Raw genomic sequence first — 21,640 nt, forward strand, 5'->3', positions numbered from 1 at the left:
GACTTGGAATATTTTCCTCACCAACACGAACCTTAAGTTGTTTAATTGTTAATTCTCGTTATTTTTTTATGTAACTTTGCTTAACAATTAACCGCTTTTCTCTGAGTCATAAACTCATTTAAAGCGAACGGTTCGCACCAAGCCGATACCACCACGATCATAGATTTCTCGAAACTGTTCAATGGCATTGAGACTGAGACGTTCTGTTTCATCAACGATAATAAGCTTACAACGATCTTTCACTGCATAAGTAGGTGTGTCTAGTTGACCTGGAACGGAAAATTCTTCAATTAAGCGTCCTAATTCAACCCGCATACTTCTAATATTTTCACGAACTAAACGGGGAGGGCTAGAAACAGAAGCGGTATAGAGTAAAGTGCTGCAATCTCTAATCTCTGGGAACAAAGGTGCATAGGGAAGGTGAGGTTGAAGCCGTTGTTCTAGAAAAAACCACTGGGTATAATAGCGAGCTTACAGTGTTTTTCCCACACCAGGAGAACCATAACACAAGCCAATGTATTCTTTTCGCAGACAAGCATCACAGAATTCAGCAAATCGCCTATATTCTTTAGTAACAATGAACGATTTCTGTTCGGAAAATGCTTTGGTATCGTCGATAGAATCAAAGTTATTCATTAAAATATAGTTTCAACTTGTGCTTGGGGGGTTGACTGTTCTCGGTTGTTTGTGATGTTTCTAGAGGATAATTAGTAATCGGAGACTTCTTGGGATTTCCCATTAAGGCATCAACAATAGATACCCTGTCTTTAATCTGCTGTTTGAGTTGTTTGCGTCTTTGATTGCGAGCAGCCTTAATTTCTTTGAGGGTTACGGTTTGAGTAGACAAATCAGGACAGATAGCGCGACAGAGAAATTTATTTTGATAGTAAACTCTGATTTCTGTCATATCTCTGGGGTCATAACGAATGCTGATATCTTCGCCGATATAGTTTGCTAGTAAAGGATCTGTATATCTCAAGCCCTGAAATTTAATACCATCTCTTTGAATGCGTCTCGTATCTTTAATAGTCAACAACAGCAGATCTAATTTTTCTAATGATTCTGGTAGTTGGGGTAGAAACCCCTTGCTATTCCAACGTTTGCCTGGAGCTTCTTTTGTCTGACTATGTTCTGCTTGATGATACTCAATGAGAAATCTTTCAAATTCGGAATCAAGCTGATTAAAATTCAGAATTGGATTAGGCGATTTGTGTCCAGGTGGTGCATACCCAGGCAATTTGGCTAACAGTAGTTGATTGACAGTTCTGAAAAAACGTTCAATCTTACCTCTACCTCTGGGTTCGCCAATAGTAGAGAATATCAGTTGGATTTTCAGATCTAAACAGACTTGCGAACTATGGTGAGAAGTAAAATCACTGCCCTGATCTGTGTAGAGTATTTCGGGAATACCACAGATATGCCAAGCAGGATTGTTTTTACGCCAAATGCTCTGTTTTAGAGCCAATGCTGTTTGTAAAGCAGAGGGAGCATCAAAGGAAATATAGTATCCTGCGATCGCTCTACTATAATCGTCCATAATGATGGTAAGCCAAGGTCTTACTGGCTGTTCTTTTTCATCAAATATCCAGATATCTAGCAGAGTATGATCTGCTTGCCAGATAGCATTGGATTCCTTTGCATTATGGCGATGAAGTAAATCAAAGGCTTGTTTGTAGGCTTTTGTTCCTTCGTGTGCTAGTGTCATTAAAGCTGGGTCTAGATTGCGGATAATTCCATATACTGTCTCGTAAGAAGGAGGGGTAATTTCTGAACGAATGCACCAATCATTGACTCGACGATGAATAGTAGCTTTGCTCATGGCTGGTTTTTGTAAAGCCAATCCTTCAATCACTTTTTGAACCTCAGCATTTACAATTTTATGAGTACCGTTATCTTTGCGTTTACTACGGCATAATCCTGCTAAACCTGACTGTTTATAATTTGCCACCCAACGTTGGGCAGTCCTCAAGGGAATACCAGCATCGGAGATTGTTCGACTGAGAGGAATAGCATCTTCAAGATGAGGGCGTAATATCTGATAACGTTCCCAGGCTATTGCCCTTGAGCTTTCTGGTAACTCGTTAAGGTTGGGTAATAGATCACTCAATGAATCAGACATTTGATAAACGATAAATGGTGGAACGGTCTACATTGAAGGTTTTAGCTAACTCGGTAGCTGACTTACCTTCTTCTCTCAATTTGAGAATTAATTCTTTTTGTTCGCGAGACAGTTTTTTCGGACGACCAAATCTGACCCCTCTCTTCATTGCAGCTTTTCGCCCCACACTGGTACGTTCTCGAATTAAATCTCGTTCAAACTCGGCTATACCTGCAAAGACGGTCATAATCATTTTCCCTGCATGAGAAGTGGTATCTGCCCAAGGTTCTCCCAAAGAATAGAAGGCTACCTTTTTCTCTCGTAGAGTTTCAACAATTTCTAGCAGATGGTGAGTTGAGCGAGCCAAGCGATCTAATTTACAAACTACCAAAGTGTCAGATGCGCGAATCTGACTCAGCAACTTCTCTAATTCAGGACAAGTTTTTTTAGCTCCTGAAATTTTTTCTTCAAAAATATCTTCGCAGCCATTCTCTTTGAGTAAAGAAATCTGATTTGAGAGATTTTGGTCATTTGTACTAACGCGAGCGTAGCCGATTTTCAATTTTCAACCCTCAGTCCAAAATTTTGTCGCAAAACATAGTGCATAAATCATATACTTTTGCTACTAACATTTGCAACAGCTAAAATTCAACAAAACCGCGATCGCGAATTGCGTCGCAAAAGTTGAAACTTTTGCGACGCGCAGCTAGCCCTAAAGGATACCGCTTCGCATATGCTTTAGTGCCACACTCAAATCAAAAACAACCAATAACAGTTAATTTGTATTGCGCCAAATATCTCTAAAGAATTTACGCCACTAATGTCTGAAAGTTACAGCTACTTATAAGCTCAATTTAAGTCATTCTGAGTCATTTTAAATTGTTTAATTTTTCTCGTTGGCGATCGCCTTTTTATCTCAATGTTAAGTTCGTCAGCGGTATCAGTTGCTACTCAAACCCCGATAACGCTATTTCTGTATTATTTAAGTTGTCTAAGCTTTAAAGCAAACAATGAAGAAGAAATTTTTGGAAAGAGCCAGTTGTAGTTTAATTTCATTTCACGGAATTTTTAGTTTTATACTTTACGAATCTCAGGAAAAAGCGATTGCGCTCCGCGCACTGGCTTTGCCGATCGCTACTGAACAGAGCAATGAAATAGCATCAACCAACTCAACTGGCAACATCAAAGATGCAAATCGACAACAGGCTAAGAAGCCAAAATTCCCCGATCGCGGCATTCCTACAGGTCGTCGTAGAGGTGGAACGAGTCGTAGTGATTGTCCTGTATTAGATAGATCTTTAACTGCCATAGTTCCTGGAAGAGATACTAAAGAAGTTGATAATTTACCCTACAGCAGTTCGCCCAAATTTCCGCCTCAAACTAAATTTAGCGACTCAAAATCATTCTTGACCCGAACTCTTGAAGAATATCCCACATTCTGGATATATGTTCCCCAACTGGCTGAGTCTTCTCTTCAGGGAGAGTTTATTTTACAAGATGAACAGGATATAGATATATACCGAGCTTTTTTAAATTTACCGAGTAAATCGGGAATACTAAATATTAAATTACCACCACAACCGTCTCACTCTCTGAAGGTCGGTCAGAAATACCATTGGTACGTAAAAATTTTTTGTGGCGATAAGAAAGAAGAATCGGGATATACATTCGTTGATGCCTGGATTGAAAGAGTTGTAATTACCCCCGAACTCGAAGAACAATTAAGCACTAAAAATGCCGATCGATACCAGATATTGATCGATAATAATATTTGGTACGATGCGATCGATAATTTAGCGCAAGTTCAGCACAATAGTACGAAAAAAGATCGTTGGAATCAGTTACTTAGCGATCTAGGTTTATCAGACCTGATAGATCGACGCATTTTAAATATCAGAGCCAATTTCCAAGCAAAATAAATGAACTCCAAAAGTAAGGACGCTTTTCCTTTTTTAAAACAGCTATTTGCGCTCGTTGTAAGGCTTTAGCTTTGGTTGTTCCCTGGCTTAATTCTTGATAAAAACTGCTCATAATTTCGGATGAGTATCGATCGTCTGCGAACCATAAACTTGCTAAGGTGCTTCTTACTCCTGCTCTTACAGCTATTCCTGCCAAACCCAATGCAGCTAGTGGATCGCCTGTAGCGGTTTCACAAGCACTCAATACTAGTAATTCAATCGCATCGTCTTCATTCAAATTATATTGTCGCATCAAGCTAGCTAGGTCTTGGGTCTTGAGTAATCGATCCCAGGTGAGAATAAAGGTTTGTTCTGGATTAGAACTGAACTTGCCGTGGGTAGCTAAATGAACTGTGGTGAAATTAGTGAGGTCTAACTGAGTTTGAAGATTGGCTTGAGTAAATTCTCGGTTAATTAGTTGTTTACTTTTAGCTACCTTAGATTGAATTTGTTGTAACTCTTGCTTGACATTTGCTAGCGAAGAAAAATCTCGACCCGCAACTATTCGTTCTTGACTAATACCCGCAGTCAAAACATTTAGCTCAGTCGGTGAAAGCGATCGTGATTTAACTAACTGCAATCCTGGCGCAACGACGATCGCATATTTTTCAATTAAGTATTGCTGTTGCTTTGGATCATAAAGAACGGACACGGGAATATTGCGTAACGAACCATCTAAAACAAAAACGAGGGTGTCAATCTGGTTTTGAATTAATGCTGTTTCTAATGGCTTAATTAACCAACTATATAGCTGTTGCGATCGCTGTTTGACCGCAGCCGTTTTGGTAACATCTAATAAGTCTTTTCGCAGTGTGGCAGTAGTCGTTTCTAATTCATCGCGTTTAATAGGAGTTGTAAAGTGAAGTAGTTTGCTTTGGGGGAATTTAACAATAATTTCTAGTCTATCTGCTAAAACAATCGGGTAAATTACTGCTGTGGAATTATCGCGGTTAACTATGTCGTCAATTTCTACTTTTGGTTCTAAACAAGCCTGACGAAAGTAGTTTTCTAATTCTACTAGCTGAAGAGATTCGATGGTTTGACGGGCTAAAACTAAATCAGCTTGAGTAGATTGGGGTTGCAGCAGCAAATCGACTAATTCTCGATATACAGGTTCAACCCGTTCGCGGAAATAAAACTGTACTTTGGGGTCTAAAGCAACTATGTTGTTACGTAGTTCTTGTAAATTATTTACCGCTTCGGTGTAAGCAGCGATCGCCTCTGTGGTTTTCCTTGCTTCTTTTTGTAGTCTCCCTAATTGCCATTGCCAACGATAGGTAAGATTAAGATCGTTAACTGCCTGTCCCTGATATAGAGCCTGTTGAGTCAAGTCAATCGCTCGTTGTGACTGTCCGTTTTGTGCGTATACGTGGGCTAGATTGCCAAGAGCATAGGAGATTGCTGGTGCGTCACCAAGTTCTTGAGCCTGTTGTCTGGCTTCTGTCAAGATTTGAAGGAGTTTAGACTCAGAAAAGACATCTATATTGTCCCGTCTTAATCGTTGCAAGTTCTCAACTAAGCTAATTTGGGCGTAAATTGCCGTATGACTGGAAGGTAAACTTTTTAACTGAGATTCTATCTGTCTTGCTAAGTGTAAAACAGCTTGAGGATTTTCTTGACCTAACAGACTTAATTGATTTAGCTGCGCTTGAATGCGGGTAGAGGGAGAAGCAGCATGAACAAGGGCTTCTCGATAAAAGTTTGAAGCAGCTTTCGGTTGGGATCGAACGAGGGCGGTATTACCCAGACTAAGAAGAATATCGCCTGTAGGGGTAGAGTCAGCTTTTGCTAATGCCAAACTTTGCTTTAAAACTTGCCGAGAACGGTCTAAATCTCCAATCCTTCGATAAACACTGCCTAAATAGCGCAGTGCAGTGGCTTTTAAAGTAGAATTAGGCTGGTTTTCTAGCAGTCGGACAGTTTCAGTTAAGATTTTTTCTGCCTGAAAATACATTCCCAAACCATTCATCCCTTGAGCTTGGTTTATCTGACTGCGGATTATTCCCGCTTCGTCTTCAAGTTGGCGATAAAGATCTGTGGTTTGTTGCCAAGTATTGAGGGCAGCCTGAGTCTGTCCCTGTTTGAGTTGCAGACGACCGCGAACGTCTAAGATTTGTGCGAGAATCTGTGCTGATTCTGAATCTAGATCGGGGGATGCAGTCGGTAGTAAATTCAGACTAGCTGCGATCGCTTGTTCGGCTTTTTGCCATTGTCCTAGCTGCTGATAAGCCAAGGATAAATTGCTAAGGGCGATCGCCATTCCCACTTTATCTCCTTGGATTTCCAAGGTAGAAACCGCTTGCTGCAAAACCTCAACTGCATCTCGATACTGAGTGCGATTGTAAAATTTCTTGCCCTGCTGAAGCAAATCTTCCACCGCAGTAGGTGGAACGGCTGAAAATACTGAAGTAGTCTTTACTGGCATAAAAACTATTGCCAGGGCGCTCGCTAAACTCAAAAGAGACAAAAGCCAAAGTTTTAAAAGGGACTGTATTCGAGGGAAAAATAAAGACCGTTTTCTTGCCATGTTTTTTTCTCTGAATTGACGGATATTAAAGGAATGCCCCAATCCAACCGAGCCGTAAAGCCATTGAAGAGCAAACGCAAGCCCAAGCCGATTGAGGCTAAGGTGTTTGTTTCTGCGCCATCTCTCTGTTCCCCATTGTTCCAAGCCGTACCCACATCAAAAAAAGGCGCGAGTTGAAACACGCTATCAATTTGGTCGATACGGAAAATAGGCAGTCGAATTTCTGCCGAAGCAAAAGCTGCATTGTCGGTCAATAAAAGATCTTGTCTGTAACCTCGTAAAGTTTCTAATCCTCCCAAGCCAAACTGTTCGCTAGACAAGAGAGAAGTAGTTGCTAGCTGAATTCCCCCCCGTAGCAAGAATGAGGTATTGGGAGCTAGCTGTCGCAGCCACTGTGCCTGTCCCTGCCAAGCCAGGAAGCGACTATCGGGGGCATCTTCATTGACCGTGGCATCAAAAGCATTTAGCCCTAAATTAAATTGCGATCGAGCAGCAATAACTTCTCGGCTATTATGACTAGTCCATTCCTGAAAGAAACGCAGAGCAGATACTCGTGTCTGTCCCGATTCGTCTGCTCCTGGAGACAATTCGGATGGAGGAACGTCGAATTCTTCTAGCAAAGAAGAAATATTGCTGTCTCGACGTGAAGCAGTTATTCCCAAAGCAAACTCCTGAGTCGGGGTTTGAATCAAAGGCTGTCGCAGAGACAGTTCGTAGTAGTGGGAGTCTCCTAAGATATTAAGCTGGTTAAAGGGTTCTTCGACTACTTTGCTCGATGAAAGCCCACCACTAACCGTTAGAGTACCATTATGGGCATTGAAAGGAACAGCGTAACTACCATCAAAAGCATCGCTGCCTTCGGTGTTGCTGTATGCCAAAAACAGGTTGTCGCCGAATCCTAATAAATTCCCTTCATTAATTGCCAATTGACGGCGTAAACTACCCACGCTGGGAGTTCGGCGATTGTCAAACGAAATTGGCGTTTTAAAAGAGTCGGCTTCTTTTACTTCTACGGCTAAAACGCTTGCACCAGGATGCGTTCCTGCTTCTAGTTCTGCCGAGATACTAGTTATTAAAGGGTCTTGCTGGAGCAATTGCAAAGCTGCTAATAACTTTTCTTGTTGGACAGAATCAGAAGCTGTCTCAATGCGACGACTGAAGTAGTTTGAGTTAAGCCGTTTATTACCCGTTATCTCAATACCTTCAAGATAGCCTTCAACTATTTGAATCTTGACTACTTTATCTTGAAGTCTTTGTCGGGGAATATATGCTCCAGAGGTGATATAACCTCGTTTAGTGTAATATTTGGTTATGGCACTACGAGCCTGAAGTAATTCTGAAAAAGAGAGGGGTTTGTCGGTAAAAGGAGCAAGTACTTCAGTTAATTCTTGAGATTCAAAAACTTTATTGCCAATAACTTCAAAGCGATTTACGTTGATGCGTTCTGGAACTTTGGCAAGTGATGATGTTGTTTTTGTAGAAGCAATTAGGATATTTTGGTTAGAATTATATCCTAATTGCGGAGTGGCATCATTTAGGGTTTGGGTTAGGGCTGCCTTCTTTTGACACTGCGGTGAGTTTTGCCAGGTATTATTGGAGTTATCGGCAACTAAAACTATTTCGTTATTATCGTTAACCATCCATCCTTGCGCTTCGACGATTGGTGCGGATTTGTCAGAAATTGGATTAGTAATTTTTGGGGAATTTTTATTTTGAGGTGGGCGAGTGACCCAATCTACTTTTACGGCATCGCTATCTAGAGCATCTTCGGGACTGGGAGGTAAACCACCACTACCTTTAACCACAAATTCGCTTTGTTTCTTCGTATCGCCACGGGAGCAAGCTTGGACTATTTCTGTTTCAGTAGGTCGATCTGGTAGTTGAACTAAATCTCCATTGCGATCGACATCGGGAGTATTGATTTCAACTATACCGCTAAATTCAGAGCCGAGCGAGGAACTGGCGGTAATATCGCTTTTTGGAGTTGGTTGTTCGCGAGGTTTAATACCATAGAGATTAGTTGCATTAACGAAAACTTGACCTCCTTCCGCTTGTGTAGCATTAGCCGTAATGTCGCTATTTTCTTCGGGAACTGCAATAATAAAACCATCATCCGCATTAATCGTAATATTGCCTCCAGTAGCAGTGCCAGTAGCATCGGTGCTAATTTCACTTCCACGGCGCAGGGTGAGTAAGTTTTTAGTATTAAGGGTAATGTTCCCTTGAGTACCAGATTCCGTGTTAGCTTCAATAATGCTTTGATTGTCAAGGGTGATATTGTCGGCAGTAATAGTTAAATTGCCTGGGTTAGAATTTCCTTGTCCACTGACTGTTAATTGTCCTTGGTTTTGGAGTGTTAGTCGATCTGAGGTGACAGTTAAGTTTCCTGCATTTCCTTGTCCGCTAGTAGAAGCATTCACCCTTGCCCCATCATTTAGATTTAGAGAACCTTCTGTCACTTGAATCTCAATATTGCCCGCGTTCCCTTCTGTTCTTGCTCCGAGTTCACTAAAAATAGCACTGGAATTTCCAGAAATGGTAACAGCTTCATCTGCATTAATAATTACATTTCCTGCGTTACCATTACCTCCAGCTTCAGCTCCATCTATTCCCCTAACTAAAGTTTGTATTTGTCCACCATCTGCTAAAGACAGAGAGCCAGAGTTGATGGTAACTGTACCTCCATCTCCTACACCTCCTGCTTCAACAGTACTAAAGATAAATCCCTCAGTAAGATCTACGGTATCGTCAGCATTAATGGTAACGTTCCCCGCATCTCCAGTGCCATAAGTACTTGTAGTTATAGAACCTCGATCTGCTAAAGACAGAGAGCCAGAGTTGATGGTAACTGTACCACCATTTCCAATGTCATTAGTATATGTAGTTATAGACCCTCCATATTTTAATAGCAGCACTCCTGTATTTATATGAACATTTCCTCCCTGTCCCTTTGCTCCTTCTTCGACAGTACTATATACTCCACTATTCCATCCATCTTTCATTCCGGTGAAAGTAATTTTATTGCGGGCTTGTAGATTTATATCGGCAGCATTCCCGTTTCCACGAGTTCTTGATTCAACAAGAGCCCCATTGCTTAACGATAGTGAATCGGCAACGATATTAACGCCACCTGAATTGCCACTAGCTCCTTCTTCTACATTACTTAATAACGCTGTGGGCAGTCCATTCACTCCATCAAGAGAAACGGCACCGTCAGTATTAATTGTTATCTGTCCTGCATTTCCTTGTCCGCTAGTAGAAGCATTCACCCTTGCCCCATCATTTAGATTTAGAGAGCCAGAGTTGATTGTAACTGTACCAGCATCTCCTACACCTCCTGCTTCGACAGTACTAAAAATAAGTCCCTTAGTAAAATCTACGGTATCGTCAGTATCAATGGTAACGTTCCCTGCATCTCCAGTGCCATAAGTGCTAGCACTTATCCCTGCCCCATCTCGCACGTTTAACTGCTCCGTTTCAATCCTTACATCTCCTCCCGCTCCTGAACCAAGCGTATAAGCCAAAAGAAACGAGCCTCCTAACATCTCAAATCGCGCACTCTGAATCTGAGTGTCACCACCCCCAGCACCGCTAGCGTCAACAATCGCTCCCTCCTGAAGTCGAATATCTCCAAGAGCATTAGCTTTGTCGTACTCAAATTCCCAATTATTATCACTCTGAGTCAAGCTAACTTCCCCAACTCCAGCTACACTCCCTAGTTCGACACGTCCTCCAGCCGCAGTTAGGTTTCCTGCCTCTAAAAATACATCTCCTCCTACCAGTGCCAGAGTTTGACCTGAAGGCACCTGTAATCCTACAGGAAAGCCAACGGAATTAGTTTCTCCTCCCACGCCCAAAGCTTGAGAGCGGTTAATTATTTCTCCAGCTCCCATCGCATTGAAAAATAAAGCCGATGGGTTTATTGTCAATAAATTGCTCGTCTCAGGTTCGGTAGCACTAAACATTCCAGTCTCACCAAAGCGCACTTCATCTGCTGTCGTCCCTACAAACGAACCCCCTACATCCAGACGGGCATTCTCACCAAAAATAATTCCATTGGGATTAATCAAAAACAAATTGGCATTGCCCGAAACTCCCAGCGTTCCCAGAATCTCCGAAGGGTTAACCCCCGTCACCCGATTAAATATATTCTCGATCCCTGTAGGATTACTAAAATAGGCTCCTCGTCCATTTTCTACATTAAATTCCTCAAAGCTGTGGAATAAATTAATTCCTCGTTGAACTCCTCCTTCTATTACTTCAGCAGGATTACCTTGCACCTCCAAATTAGTTCTAACTTGAGAACTTTCATCTCCCAAACTTGCATCGGGAACAATTTTACTTTGAGCGATCGCCGATTCTCTTGAAAAAGTGATCGAAACTGAAAACAGAGCAAGACTGCTAATTCGTCTCCATTTTTTAGACCAAGCGTGAGTTAACTTCATTACTTAACAATCTTCAGTATCATAGAGTTAACTATTGGATGACCTTGATCTCTACAGATAAACAATACAATACGATTGTCACAGCTGACAATTATTAATCTTATCGAGCGAAATATTATCAGATAATTAAAAAACTACCTACTTAATTAGTAAATTTTGGTAAAGAAAAGCGGTTGTAGCTGAAGCTAGCATCAGAGCGATCGCAGGTGGTAATAAAGGAATCCAACCTGCTTGCAAAAAGACCGCCCAGCAGCTTGTAAACAGGATTAGTAAAGAAAAAGCAACTACACTTGCCAACCATAGCGGACGACGCAGATACCATCCCAGCATTCCTCCTAGTAAAGACCAGACTGCGATCCAAATGATTGACCAAAAGTTAGACCACCACCAAATAAGAGGACGGTTATCGGTAACGGCACTAATTATTTGACTAGTCATCTGTGCTTGAACGAAAACTCCTGGTATTTGTTTTTGAGCAGGTAAACTTTGTTGACTATAGGAAGTTTGCCAGTCATCGGTACTGCTAGAGGCGGTAACGCCAATCATAATCAAACGGTCTTTGATTAAATCTTTTAATTGAGAAGCCATGCGATCGCTTAAGATATCCCGTAGAGAGATTTGCTGGGCTATATTTGTTGGAGAATTTAAAGAGCGATAATTAAGCAAGATTTGGTATCCTGCTGCATCTACGTTTTGATATCCGCCTGAATGGTTGCCGATCGGTGTGAAGGTAGTTGTCCCAATTTGCAAATATCCTTTGGGAGTAACATCTGATTCTATTCCTTGTTTACTTAGATAATCGAGTGCTAATTGGAGGCTAAAAGCATATTCTGCCGTACACGAAGCAGCAGTGGGGGGAGTTAAATGTAGAAGCTGGCGACGAATAATATCCCCACTATCGGCTACGAAATCACTAAAACCCAAGCGAGAAGCTGGAACTTCAGGAGGAGGAGGCGTACCTTCGGGTGTGCCATCTTGCGGAGAAGGAACTTTACATACAGCGTAAAGGCGATCGCTTGTTTTTAGTTCACGAGCTAAATTAGGATAGTCGGAATCTACAGCAAAATCGCGATAGATGTCGATACCAATAGTACGGGGCTGATAGGGTCTTATTTTTGCCAATAATTGAGTCAAAGCCTCATCGGAAAGCGACCAACGCAGGGACATATTCTGCTGATTTTGATATTGAATATCGGCTTCATCTACGGTGATCAAAAGCAAACGGGAATCTGGACTTTCTATTGGTCTAAGCTGCATTAGGCGATCGAATGCTTGTAATTCCAAAGGTTGCAGCCATCCTAAGTGTCGTATTCCTATTACTAAACAAGCGATCGCCATACTGGACGTTAAGATTATGACAGCACTACGTTGCCATCTTTTAACGAGGCGAGTGTGCCATATTCTGGTAGTAGCGTGGTCGCTAATTTGGTTGAGTTGCTCTAAAATTGCTGATGCGTGAGGTCTGTCACAGAGAGATAAGGTAATTAGGCGATCGATTAAATCTTTTAAGGGACTAGAAATTTGTAGTGCTAGATCTTGCCAAATCAACTGGTTAGTTTGAGTCTTAGGCAGATCGTCAGGATAAATACCAGTTGTCAAATGAATAAAAGTACGCCCTAAAGCAAAAAAATCTGACCGATAAACTGCTTGACCTTGAAGCTGTTCTGGGGCAGTATAGCCAGGAGAATATACTCTGGTAATGTCAGAGTCTTCTAGTTTCTCAACATAGGTATTGGTCAGCTTTCGTGCCGTCCCGAAATCAATAAGGATTAATTTGCCATCGGGACGAATCATAATGTTAGATGGTTTGAGATCTCGATGCAAAATCTGCTGCTGGTGAACTTGTGCCAAAATTGCCAAAAGTTGTTGCAGCCAGTCAATCGCCTCAATTTCAGTTAATTTACCATTAATTTTGAGCCACTGTTTCAGGTTTTCTCCTTCAACCTTTTCCATCACCAAACAGCGTAATTTCTGCTTGCTGTTTTTAGGTACAAAAGTAAAATGGCTATCTAGGCGAGAAATTGACAAATATGACAACTGTGCTAGTACTTTACCCTCTTGCTCAAATAGTTCTACTAAGCGACGACGATTGCTAGTTAAAACCTTGAGAATTTTTAGTGTACCGCCATCATCAATTTCAAAAACTTCAGTATGATGTTGTCCGTCTAATTCTCGTAATGGCTTGATAATGCGGTAGCGATCGCGAATTATCAAATTAGAGTCACAGCCCTGACAATATTGTAAATTATCTGGGTTACAGCGATCGCTACATTGGGGATTGATACAGTAACTCATGGCGATACAGATACTTGATTGTCCAAATCCGAATGCAACTCCTCAAGCAAAGTCTCAATATTTCGTTTGACATAACCAACTGCTAAAGGAGTTTTTTCTCTCAGCGACAGCAAAATTTCCTGTAGACAAGTCTTAAGCAAGCTTTCATCTTGAAAAATTCTGTACAGTTTGTTTTTAATGGGAGTTACAATCTGATTTATTTGCCGTTGGTGAATCTCTGCATCATCGCTTGTCAAGGCATAATTCCTCAAAAATTTAAGGTCACCGAAATCTTGGCTATTGTTTACTTCAGTTATCTCTTCGCAAACCCAATCTATAGAACGACTAATTACATACTGAGCTACTACAGGTTGATGCAAAGAAAACCATGTTGACCCATTGACAATAGTTCTAACAATAAGAGATCGCCGAACCAAAGATTCCAAAGCCTCAATTAATTCCGCTGTACTGAAAGGCAAGAGAATATTTGACTGTAAGTGAATTAAAGATAAAGGCTGATAAGCGATCGCCAACCAGTTAAGAATTTCTTGTTCTGAATTAGATAGACGCTCAAACTGCTCGTCTAAAAGATCGTAAATATCTCCATAAACAATGGTGTCCTGTTGCAAGAAAGCAGATACACTACCGCTAAATAGCTCTTGAATTGTAGTGGCGACTATCTTCAGAGCCAAAGGATTGCCACGATATAGCTGAATTAATTCGTCCCACCTGTGTGTGTCCGATAATCCTTTTTCTCGAAAGATATACTGAGCCTGGGTCGCCAAACCATTGAGATGCAAAGAATAAACGGGAACTTTTTTACCTTCCAATAGAGCAATTTCCCTAGGTTTTTCGCGGGTACACAATAACAAACAGCTTTGATGAGATTCTGCACCCAGTCGTCTTAGCAGTTCGCTATAACCCTTATACTGTTGGCGATAATGCCCTGCCAAGTCGCCACTTTGCCAAATTTCTGCTGCCGTATCTAAAACAATTAAGCATTTATATCGGCGTAGATGTTCGATTAAAGACGAAATTTTACTATCCAGATTTTCTTCTATTATTCGCTCTGGCTGAGAATTAAAGGATTTTAGTAAGTCGTCAACTAGTTTTGCTGCTCCTGGGACATAATGAAGACTGCGCCAAATTACACAATCGAATTGAGCCTGTATTTGCTGGGCAAAACGAATGGAGAGAGCAGTTTTACCAATCCCTCCCATCCCAAAAATAGTTACCAAACGGCAGCGATCTTTAACGATCCACTGGTTGAGTAATTTCAAGTCGCGATCGCGCCCATAAAGTGCAGGAATTACGGGTGCTTCTCCCCAATCTTGCTTTTGGGTGGCTTTATTTTTGGCTAATAGTTCGACCTGAATTTTAGAACTAGCTGGCTGTTGCTTAGTCCATCGCTCTAAGACTACCCGAAAATTGGTTTTACCAATTTCTTCTCCCAACACTTCTGATAGTAGCTTCCATAGTCTAGGCCCTGCTGCTTGTTTTAGATAGCTAAGACTGTATTGGCAAGTTTCTTCCATTTGCTCGTAAGTCTTGCCTTGCCAAGATCCATGTAGCACAATACGTTCCACCTCTTTTAGATGTTTTTCCGTTTTGTTAAAAACTTCTGTGTCTATAACTTTGACAATTTCATCCCAGTTCATTAATCGCTATAGGTATACGAATACAAATATTTTTTTAAAAGTTAACATTTTATGGTCAATTATTAAAATTAGCTGAAGTGTATTCAAAAAATGGTAAATAAAAGCTATTTTTAAGTTAACAAAGTTAAGTAAAATTACTAATTATATAGAGTATACTACTTAAATACGGTTCTCAAAAGATTAACTAAGTTAATCAAAGTGACCGAATTGGGTATTGCAACTGTTTGTTTGTATGCAAAGATACAGTCTAATAATAATGGCTTTTGATAAAAATACACCAGAGCAATATAACTTTAAACTGCAACAGCAACAGCAAAATCTGCCAAAGTTCGGCTTTGATTCGGTTTCTCAGAGGCAAGTTACGACCAAAATCCCCCGAAAACCAGAAAATCAATTTCAAACTTTAATTGAAAAAACTTCAGTTGCGATCTTGGTTATTCAAGAAGAGAAAATTTGCTACGCTAATCCTATTGCAGAGTTAACTATGGGTTACTCGCGATCGCAACTATTTATTAATTCGGATTTTTATCATCAGCTAAACCCCAAGGGCTATAAGCCAGATAACTTAGAGCAAAACTATTCTAAAGAACTAAAAATTAAGGTTCAAGGCGATCGCGAATGCTGGTTGAAGTGCTGGTGGGAGACAATAGAATGGGAATATCAGCCAGCCATCATGATTACGGCATTTGACGTTACTAAGTACAAACAGAAAGAAGCTAAGACTCAACAAGCTTTAACAATAGAGAAAGAACGCTGTCAAAATAAGGCAAGATTTGTTTCCATGGTTTCTCATGAATTCCGTACCCCACTGAATATTATTTCTTTTTCTACCAGCCTCTTAAAACGTCATCTTAACCAGTGGAATGAAGCCAAGCAGCTTAAATATCTCAATCGCCTACAAACCGCTGTAGAACATTTGAGCCATTTAATGGATGAAGTCTTGATAATTGGTAGAGCAGAAGCGGGAAAATTAAAGTTTAACCCTCAACTATTAAATTTGAATTCATTCTGTCACAATTTATTGGCGGAAATAAATTTAAGCCAGCCCAATCACCAAAAAGTTAACTTTGTTAACCTTGCCAATCGTGAATCAATTTTGGCAGATAAGAATTTACTCAAGCTAGTTTTAGTAAATTTGCTGGGTAACGCAATCAAATATTCCCCTGCTGATAGCACGATTAAGTTTAGCGTCTGGTGGGAAAAGAAACAGATAGTTTTTGAAATAGCAGATTGCGGCATTGGGATTTCTCCTGACGAACAGCCCAAAATTTTTGAGCCTTTTCATCGCAGTAACAATGTTGGTGATTTACCTGGTCATGGTTTAGGTCTGGCGATCGCCAAGAAACTTGTCGAATTACAAGGCGGGCAAATTTCTTTAGAAAGCCAAGTGGATCTGGGCAGTACGTTTGTAGTCAAAATACCTTTAAAATCACCACAAATATTAGTAAGTCGAGAATAAAAACACAAATCAGCGAAAATAGTCATTTTACTCGATTTATCAGCCGAAAATCTAAATAAACGGTAGTCTTCGCTAAAGATTATGTACTGTAATCTTATTAGGCATCAATTAAGGTAAAAGTTGAATTACCATTGTTTGTGCCAAACACACTTCAAACTGATAACGAGCTGTCGAGAAGACTAATGAACAAAATTTTAATAATCGAAGATGAGCGAGAAACTAGAGATATATTCATAGAAGCACTGACAGAAGAAGGGTTTGAAGCGATTAGCGCGAAAAATGGTCGAGTGGGAATTCAAAAGACACAAAAATATTTTCCAGATTTAATTATTTGTGATGTGACTATGCCTGAACTGAACGGTTATGGAGTTCTTAAAATCTTACGTCAAGATCCTCGCACGGCAGCGATTCCTTTCATTTTCATGTCCGCTTTATCTGACGAAGCAGAACGCCATGAAGCAATGCGACTGGGAGCAAATGACTATTTAACCAAACCCTGTACGGTAGAGAAATTACTACAGGCAATCGCCAATTTTTCTAATTCCATTGACAGACAACAAATCTAAGTATTCCCTAACCAAATAAATATTTAAACATTGGAGCAAGAATAATGAGTAAGGTTTTAGTAATCGAAGATGAAGCCCAAACCAGAGAAATTTTCTTAGATTGTTTAGAAGCAGAAGGTTTTGAAGGGATTGAAGCAAAAAATGGTCGCATTGGAGTGGAAAAAGCACGAGAACAATCACCTGATTTGGTAGTTTGCGATATTCTTCTACCCGAACTAAACGGTTATGAGGTGCTTAAAACCTTACGTCAAAATCCCATAACTGCAACTATTCCCTTTATTTTTTTTACAGGCAAAGCTGGCAAAGCCGAACTACGACAGGGGATGCAAATGGGTGCAGACGACTATCTAACTAAACCCTCTACCGCCGAAGAATTTTTAGACGCGATCGCCACCCAGTTAGCCAAGCGCGAAGCACTTAAACAATTATACGCTGCCCAATTTCAACAGTTAACCTCCGAAGTTGAAGCTGACTTTAACTCAATTCTGCCATCCACACCTAATCCACAACTGCAAGAAATTTTTGATTATATCGAAGTTCATTATCATGAATCTATTAGCTTGATTGATGTAGCGACAGCGGTGGGTTACTCTTCAGCCTATTTAACCGATTTAGTTAAACGCCAGACAGGAACATCCATCAACCGCTGGATCATCAAGCGTCGTCTCGCTGCTGCCGAAGCTTTACTTCAAGAAACCAATTACTCAATCGAACAAATTGCCGAAGAAATAGGCTATCTCAATCCTGGTCACTTTTTCCGCCAGTTTCGTAAATATGTCGGAACTACACCAAAAGTTTGGCGTAAAGCTCATCGGGGTTATTGAAAGCTACTTTAAGGATGAAGAGTTATGGCAAGAATAATGATAATTCCTTTTCCACGACCATAATGCCAAAAGACCTAAAAGCTGCGGGCGTTTTGTTTTCAACGTATGCTTCAAATACTTCTTCGCCATTCAATCTACTCAAAGACTAGTATTTGTGAGTTTTAAGACTAGGATGACGGATGTTTGTTTGCATCAAACCCAATGTTTTCAAAACTTTTTTATATTTTTTAGGATTAGTCTGCTGTAGATTAGTTAATATCGCGACCTTGTTCGGTGGAGGCTTGTTTAATTCCGCGTTTGACTGAAGCTAAAGCATCAGGATTTTGCCATAACCATAGCTCCCTTTCGGGTATGCTCACTACAGGATTTAGCAAAATTTGTCCCTCGTCATTTATCATGACACGATAGCTTTTACCTTTGACTACTCGACCTAAAGTCAAGCGTCCTCTACTATCCGATTGAATAACTTCTTTTACTACTCAAAAGTCTTGTTCCTGCATATATATTTAATTAATACCAAAAAACAGTTTTTGAACTATTTATATAGTAGTGGGTAAATGGGCAACATTTATTTGCTAGAAAAATAATTTTGCAATGCAACCATAGCAATTAATATCAAGGGTTCAGAAACAGAAAGCGATCGCACTACCTATTATAAAAAAGGCGATCGCATTTGATATCTGTGATTTCTTGGCGATCGCCTGAGTATTGTCTTGATTTTTAGGAGATGCGATCGCAATAAGTTATTTTTTCCCTAAAGTACGCTTTTTTTTGTTCTTTAGAAGTTTGAATTTATTTATCCAATCACGCAAACCAAATTTGCTAAACTTCTCCTGTTTGTCGAATTGTTTTTGGTAATTCTACAAGGTTTATTTCTGTGATATTCTGCTGAAATTGACCTCAAAATGCTATTTTTTAAGCTGATGGCAAAATTACCAAATGAAATTTTAGAAAATATTTTTAATTTGCAACAGCAGCTTTTGGAATGCATAGACTCATCAACAGCAACAGAACTAGCCCTTTTTGATTTGTATGGGGAGATAGAAGAAACAATTGACTATTTTGAGCAACTTCAGAATGCAAGAGAAAGAGTAGATGCCTATTATTCTAGACTGTATACTGCGTTAAGACAAATTTATACATCTCAACCAATTGCACCCCGTGATAACCTAGAGTTACTAGCTAAATTTATGGCAGAAGCAGAAGTAACTGTGGCTGCCGTAAAGGCTACTATCACAGAAATTAGGAGGGATTTTGACTTGTCATGAGCATGGAAATTCCGAACGAAGAAACCAGAGTGCGTCATCTTGCCAAAATGCGAGAACTCAACAGACGCATGGACAAACACATTATTGATTTGGATGAATTAAATGCTCGTCTGGAAGAGAATTTACGAGAACAACGCCGAAAAATTTTTAATGGTGGTGAAACCCAACAGATAACAACATCATCGAATGAATAAGGAAAGTGCTTGTTAAAAAGAGATCGCATTTGGTATATATGATTTTAGTGCGATCGCCTTAATATTGTCTTAATTATTGGCAGATGCGATCGCACTGAGCTATTTTTTGCCTAAAGTACGCTTTTTTTCGTTCTTTAGAAGTTTGAATTTATTTATTCTATTACGCAGTCCAAATTTGCTCGACAGTGAGATTTAATTCTGGAAAAGTACGAGAAACAATTTTATCAGTACCTCGGTAAGCCTTTGATTGATCAACCTTATTATTATCAAGCAGATAAACAAACACCGTAGGCTGTTTAGGATTACCAAGATAACTACGACTGGCGATCGCTAAATAATCAACAACCCAATATTCAGCAATACCAAGACGCTGATATTCATCCAGTTTATCCATGTAATCATCTTCCCAGTTAGTAGATACTACCTCCACAGCTAATTGAAGTGGTTCGAGTAGAGCAGAATAAGCAGAAAGATTTGAATCCCATAAAGTCTTATCCACTACACTAACATCAGGATGACAACCTTGTTCATTTTCCTCAGCATTTAGAGTCCTTACCATAATTCTACCTGAGACTCTTATAGTTAAGGTTTAATCGCCTGACTTCTGCTTTTAATGATTCGCTAATAAACTCTGCAACATTTTCATGCATCCTGGTGGGTGATATTCTCATTATTTCGCCATCGACTAACTCATAACGTCATTCGTCAGGGAGTTGTTCTAAAAATTGAGCAAAAGTAAGCTTTTGTTGGGGTTGATTGGTGGTTAATGTCATGACGAGTTTTCTTGACAAGTCTTGATGAAGTTAATTTTAGTTTAGCTTTTCCCGATATTTAAGAACAGTCTTTTATGTATGGCATAGTTTATTGCTTTCTGGCGCGATCGCATTTGATATCTGTAATTTCTTGGCGATCGCCTGAGTATTGTCTTGATTTTAAAGAGATGCGATCTCCGAATTTCCTTATTTAATATTTGCAGTTTTTCAAAAAGAAAAATAAGTGACAAATCATCTAAATATAAGTCGTTGGAATTAACGTAGCTATTATTTAAAGTTGTGACTAGAGCTAAATAAAGTTCGATGTTACTAAATTATTAGGAGATTCAACAATGACACAACAAAACGCCTTAGCATTCTTCACTCATGTAGAGCAAAATCCAACTTTAAAGCAAAAAGTACAGGCAGCACCTAGCAAGGAAGAACTATTTAATATTGCTCAAGAAGCTGGTTATAGTTTTTCTGCTGATGACCTTAAAGCAGTCTCTCAAGAATCTGAATCGGAGGAATTAAATGAACAAGAATTAGAAGCAGTAGCTGGAGGTACTGTAAAAGATGTTGCAAGCGAAGTTGTAGATACTGCTAAAGATGTCTGGGATGCACTTTGGTAATAATTTTAACAATTTAGCCTTTATTAGATATTTGTAGACCATAGAAGTGTGGTGCGATCGCCTTAAATAAAAGATCACACTACACTATTTTTGCATGAAACAAACTCATTTAATTGGTGGTTTTTTGTCAGTTTGAAGGCTTAAATGGCAAAGCTCAACGTTAAAACCTATTCTTTTTGATATTTGTTTGAAAACAATAAAGTTAGATTAATCTAAAAAATGATTATGGTTTATTGATTTAGCTCATATTAAAATCATACAAAATATTAGCATAAAAGGAATTTTGCAATGTCTGAAAATCATGCTAGAAACATAAACCGTTATGAATTTGAAACTGAGTTAATTACTAGAGCGTGGCAAAATGAAGAATTCAAGCAAAAATTGATAGATAATCCTAAAGCTATCTATGCGGAAGAGTTGCAACAAAAGCTTCCCCAAAATATAGAAATCAAAACTATCGAAGAAACAGCTAATAGTCTTTACTTAGTGCTACCTCAAAATCCTGCTGAGATTAAAGTCAGTGAAGAATTATCTGAAGAGGCATTAGAATCTGTTGCTGGAGGTGGTGTGATCGGAGGTGTACTTATAAGACTTGAAGTAATTTAAGCTAAAAAGCACTTTTTGGTAACAGTAAAAAAATGCATTTCTGTCAAAAAATTAGCAATTGTTTACTCCTTTCTTTTGCGATAAATTTATTATTACAAACTTAATCAATTTGGAAAATTAGATATGTCCGAACAACAGCCTAAGCGTCTTAGTCGACATGAATTTGAAACAGAAATCATTGCAAAAACTTGGAAAGACGATGCTTTTAAACAGGAGCTACTAAGTAATCCTAAAGCAATCTATAGTAGAGAGTTACAACAAGAATTGCCAGATGGTTTAGAAATTAAGATATTAGAGGAAACTTCTAATACTCTTTACCTCGTTATTCCGCGCAATCCATTAAACGCAGAAGTTACAGAAGATTTATCAGAGGAAGCAT

Annotated in this window: 19 protein-coding genes; 9 read left to right on the top strand and 10 right to left on the bottom strand. The window is 39.6% G+C overall.

Going from position 1 to position 21,640, the window contains the following annotated elements; all coding sequences use genetic code 11:
* Positions 1-114: 114 nt before the first annotated feature.
* The 4 genes from V6C71_13465 to V6C71_13480 all read right to left on the bottom strand — a co-directional run bounded on the left by V6C71_13465 (position 115) and on the right by V6C71_13480 (position 2,660).
* A complete protein-coding gene (locus tag V6C71_13465) occupies positions 115-405 on the bottom strand; it encodes a hypothetical protein (GenBank protein ID HEY9769481.1) in 291 nt (96 codons plus the stop codon).
* Positions 406-471: 66 nt separating this feature from the next.
* Positions 472-636, bottom strand: coding sequence for a hypothetical protein (locus V6C71_13470; GenBank protein ID HEY9769482.1), 165 nt, complete (start codon positions 634-636; stop codon positions 472-474).
* Positions 629-2,119 carry a Mu transposase C-terminal domain-containing protein gene (locus V6C71_13475; protein HEY9769483.1) on the bottom strand — a complete coding sequence of 497 codons (1,491 nt, stop codon included), beginning with the start codon at positions 2,117-2,119 and terminating at the stop codon, positions 629-631. The genes V6C71_13470 and V6C71_13475 overlap by 8 nt, the downstream gene beginning before the upstream one ends.
* A complete protein-coding gene (locus V6C71_13480) occupies positions 2,112-2,660 on the bottom strand; it encodes a recombinase family protein (protein HEY9769484.1) in 549 nt (182 codons plus the stop codon). The genes V6C71_13475 and V6C71_13480 overlap by 8 nt, the downstream gene beginning before the upstream one ends.
* Before the next feature lie 448 nt (positions 2,661-3,108).
* On the opposite strand from V6C71_13480, the gene V6C71_13485 reads away from it, so the two are divergent.
* Positions 3,109-4,017, top strand: a complete 909-nt coding sequence (locus tag V6C71_13485; GenBank protein ID HEY9769485.1) for a DUF928 domain-containing protein — start codon at positions 3,109-3,111, stop codon at positions 4,015-4,017.
* Here the strand turns inward: V6C71_13485 and V6C71_13490 are convergent.
* From V6C71_13490 to V6C71_13505, 4 genes are all read right to left on the bottom strand, one after another.
* A complete protein-coding gene (locus tag V6C71_13490; GenBank protein ID HEY9769486.1) occupies positions 3,992-6,481 on the bottom strand; it encodes a CHAT domain-containing protein in 2,490 nt (829 codons plus the stop codon). The two genes, V6C71_13485 and V6C71_13490, sit on opposite strands and share 26 nt — an antisense overlap.
* A gap of 53 nt (positions 6,482-6,534) precedes the next feature.
* Positions 6,535-11,028, bottom strand: coding sequence for a ShlB/FhaC/HecB family hemolysin secretion/activation protein (locus tag V6C71_13495; GenBank protein ID HEY9769487.1), 4,494 nt, complete (start codon positions 11,026-11,028; stop codon positions 6,535-6,537).
* Between the two features lie 138 nt (positions 11,029-11,166).
* Positions 11,167-13,323, bottom strand: coding sequence for a CHASE2 domain-containing protein (locus V6C71_13500; GenBank protein HEY9769488.1), 2,157 nt, complete (start codon positions 13,321-13,323; stop codon positions 11,167-11,169).
* Positions 13,320-14,960: an NB-ARC domain-containing protein gene (locus V6C71_13505; GenBank protein ID HEY9769489.1), complete on the bottom strand. Its 1,641-nt coding sequence runs from the start codon at positions 14,958-14,960 to the stop codon at positions 13,320-13,322. The genes V6C71_13500 and V6C71_13505 overlap by 4 nt, the downstream gene beginning before the upstream one ends.
* A 256-nt stretch (positions 14,961-15,216) precedes the next feature.
* Between V6C71_13505 and V6C71_13510 the strand changes: the two genes are divergently transcribed.
* From V6C71_13510 to V6C71_13520, 3 genes are all read left to right on the top strand, one after another.
* Positions 15,217-16,419, top strand: a complete 1,203-nt coding sequence (locus V6C71_13510; GenBank protein HEY9769490.1) for a HAMP domain-containing sensor histidine kinase — start codon at positions 15,217-15,219, stop codon at positions 16,417-16,419.
* Positions 16,420-16,601: 182 nt separating this feature from the next.
* Entirely contained in the window at positions 16,602-16,985 is a 384-nt protein-coding gene (locus tag V6C71_13515) for a response regulator (protein ID HEY9769491.1), read from the top strand.
* Between the two features lie 44 nt (positions 16,986-17,029).
* The gene (locus V6C71_13520; protein ID HEY9769492.1) at positions 17,030-17,809 is read left to right on the top strand and encodes a response regulator; all 780 of its coding nucleotides are present in this window, start codon (positions 17,030-17,032) and stop codon (positions 17,807-17,809) included.
* Positions 17,810-18,057: 248 nt separating this feature from the next.
* Here V6C71_13520 and V6C71_13525 read toward each other — a convergent pair whose 3' ends face one another.
* Entirely contained in the window at positions 18,058-18,249 is a 192-nt protein-coding gene (locus V6C71_13525) for a hypothetical protein (protein ID HEY9769493.1), read from the bottom strand.
* A 483-nt stretch (positions 18,250-18,732) separates the two neighbouring features.
* On the opposite strand from V6C71_13525, the gene V6C71_13530 reads away from it, so the two are divergent.
* Positions 18,733-19,077, top strand: a complete 345-nt coding sequence (locus V6C71_13530; GenBank protein HEY9769494.1) for a hypothetical protein — start codon at positions 18,733-18,735, stop codon at positions 19,075-19,077.
* Complete coding sequence (locus V6C71_13535) at positions 19,074-19,271, top strand: hypothetical protein (GenBank protein ID HEY9769495.1); 198 nt, start codon at positions 19,074-19,076, stop codon at positions 19,269-19,271. The genes V6C71_13530 and V6C71_13535 overlap by 4 nt, the downstream gene beginning before the upstream one ends.
* A 160-nt stretch (positions 19,272-19,431) precedes the next feature.
* Here the strand turns inward: V6C71_13535 and V6C71_13540 are convergent, their stop codons facing one another.
* On the bottom strand, positions 19,432-19,830 hold the full coding sequence (locus V6C71_13540; GenBank protein HEY9769496.1) for a Uma2 family endonuclease: 399 nt from the start codon (positions 19,828-19,830) through the stop codon (positions 19,432-19,434).
* A gap of 546 nt (positions 19,831-20,376) precedes the next feature.
* On the opposite strand from V6C71_13540, the gene V6C71_13545 reads away from it, so the two are divergent.
* From V6C71_13545 to V6C71_13555, 3 genes are all read left to right on the top strand, one after another.
* Positions 20,377-20,655: a Nif11-like leader peptide family RiPP precursor gene (locus V6C71_13545; protein HEY9769497.1), complete on the top strand. Its 279-nt coding sequence runs from the start codon at positions 20,377-20,379 to the stop codon at positions 20,653-20,655.
* A 288-nt stretch (positions 20,656-20,943) separates the two neighbouring features.
* The gene (locus V6C71_13550; protein HEY9769498.1) at positions 20,944-21,261 is read left to right on the top strand and encodes an NHLP leader peptide family RiPP precursor; all 318 of its coding nucleotides are present in this window, start codon (positions 20,944-20,946) and stop codon (positions 21,259-21,261) included.
* A gap of 123 nt (positions 21,262-21,384) precedes the next feature.
* A partial coding sequence (locus V6C71_13555) for an NHLP leader peptide family RiPP precursor (GenBank protein ID HEY9769499.1) occupies positions 21,385-21,640 on the top strand: 256 nt, incomplete at its 3' end.

The sequence above is a fragment of the Coleofasciculaceae cyanobacterium genome, assembly GCA_036703275.1.
Taxonomy (GTDB): domain Bacteria; phylum Cyanobacteriota; class Cyanobacteriia; order Cyanobacteriales; family Xenococcaceae; genus Waterburya.